The organism is Streptomyces canarius, from assembly GCF_014650735.1.
GTDB classification, from domain to species: Bacteria; Actinomycetota; Actinomycetes; order Streptomycetales; family Streptomycetaceae; genus Streptomyces; species Streptomyces olivaceoviridis.
The window spans coordinates 1-1,710 of the sequence record NZ_BMVN01000165.1; the positions used below are offsets into that span (position 1 = coordinate 1).

The 1,710-nt window shown below is 45.4% G+C and carries 2 protein-coding genes; both read left to right on the top strand.

Annotated elements, in window-relative coordinates; translation table 11 throughout:
* The first annotated feature begins 188 nt into the window (after positions 1-188).
* Positions 189-1,049, top strand: coding sequence for a photosystem I psaA/psaB family protein (locus IE294_RS50365; RefSeq protein WP_229918264.1), 861 nt, complete (start codon positions 189-191; stop codon positions 1,047-1,049).
* A 170-nt stretch (positions 1,050-1,219) separates the two neighbouring features.
* Positions 1,220-1,591, top strand: a complete 372-nt coding sequence (locus IE294_RS50370; protein WP_506005391.1) for a RuBisCO small subunit-like domain-containing protein — start codon at positions 1,220-1,222, stop codon at positions 1,589-1,591.
* Positions 1,592-1,710 lie beyond the last annotated feature (119 nt).

Genomic DNA, 1,710 nt, shown 5'->3' on the forward strand with positions numbered 1-1,710 from the left:
CCCGGATCGACTTCCAGATCATAATTGCTCTAGTGAATAACTAAAGAAAAAATAGATAGATAAAAAATAGATAGATAGATGAGAGATAGAAGAGAAAGAAACTAATTATAAGCGTCTCTCATAGGTTCACTAATTACTGACTGTTGGCGGGTCTCTTTGTATGTGTTGTCCGGAAAGAGGAGGACTCAATGATTATTCGTTCGCCGGAACCAGAAGTAAAAATTTTGGTAGATAGGGATCCCGTAAAAACTTCTTTCGAGGAATGGGCTAGGCCGGGCCATTTCTCAAGAACAATAGCTAAGGGACCCGATACTACCACTTGGATCTGGAACCTACATGCCGATGCTCACGATTTCGATAGCCATACCAGTGATTTGGAGGAGATCTCTCGCAAAATATTTAGTGCCCATTTCGGCCAACTCTCCATCATCTTTCTTTGGCTGAGCGGCATGTATTTCCACGGTGCTCGTTTTTCCAATTATGAAGCATGGCTCAGCGATCCTACTCACATTGGACCTAGCGCCCAGGTGGTTTGGCCAATAGTGGGCCAAGAAATCTTGAATGGCGATGTGGGTGGGGGTTTCCGAGGAATACAAATAACCTCTGGTTTTTTTCAGATTTGGCGAGCATCTGGAATAACTAGTGAATTACAACTCTATTGTACCGCAATCGGTGCATTGGTCTTTGCGGCCTTAATGCTTTTTGCCGGTTGGTTCCATTATCACAAAGCGGCCCCAAAATTGGCTTGGTTCCAAGATGTAGAATCTATGTTGAATCACCATTTAGCAGGGCTACTGGGGCTTGGGTCCCTTTCTTGGGCGGGGCATCAAGTACATGTATCTTTACCGATAAACCAATTTCTAAATGCTGGAGTAGACCCTAAAGAGATCCCACTTCCCCATGAATTTATCTTGAATCGTGATCTTTTGGCTCAACTTTATCCCAGTTTTGCCGAGGGAGCAACCCCATTTTTTACCTTGAATTGGTCAAAATATGCGGAATTTCTTACTTTTCGTGGAGGATTAGATCCAGCTAGTACCCACTACTAGCAATGGCTTCCTCAATGATCTCATCGGCTACCATTGCCACTGCCTCTCCGGCACAGGCTAACATGGTCGCTCCTTTCACCGGCCTCAAGTCTGCCTCTGCTTTCCCAGTCACCAGGAAGGCCAACAACGACATTACTTCTCTCGCAAGCAATGGCGGCAGAGTGCAATGCATGCAGGTGTGGCCTCCTACTGGAAAGAAGAAGTTCGAGACTCTCTCATACCTCCCCGATCTTACACCCGTGCAGTTGGCTAAGGAAGTAGATTACCTTCTTCGCTCAAAATGGGTTCCTTGCTTGGAATTCGAATTAGAGGAGGGATTCGTGCACCGTAAGTACTCGAGCCTACCCACGTACTACGATGGACGCTACTGGACCATGTGGAAGCTGCCTATGTTCGGGTGCACCGACTCGGCTCAGGTATTGAAGGAGCTTGAGGAATGCAAGAAGGAATACCCCAATGCATTCATTAGAATCATTGGGTTCGACAACGTTCGTCAAGTGCAGTGCATTAGTTTCATTGCCTACAAGCCTGAAGGCTTCTAAGTTGTTTACTTCCCTCCTAGGAATTCCATTTGTTTCAAAGTTGTACTTAAATTAAGTTGGTAACCTCTAGTTTGATCAGGGAAACCACAGAAAATGAATCTGCTAATGAAGGTTACAGA

Excerpts from the sequence above, each read along its gene's own strand:
- IE294_RS50370 (WP_506005391.1), top strand. The coding sequence starts at position 1,220 with ATGCAGGTGTGGCCTCCTACTGGAAAGAAGAAGTTCGAGACTCTCTCA.
- IE294_RS50365 (WP_229918264.1), top strand. The coding sequence starts at position 189 with ATGATTATTCGTTCGCCGGAACCAGAAGTAAAAATTTTGGTAGATAGG.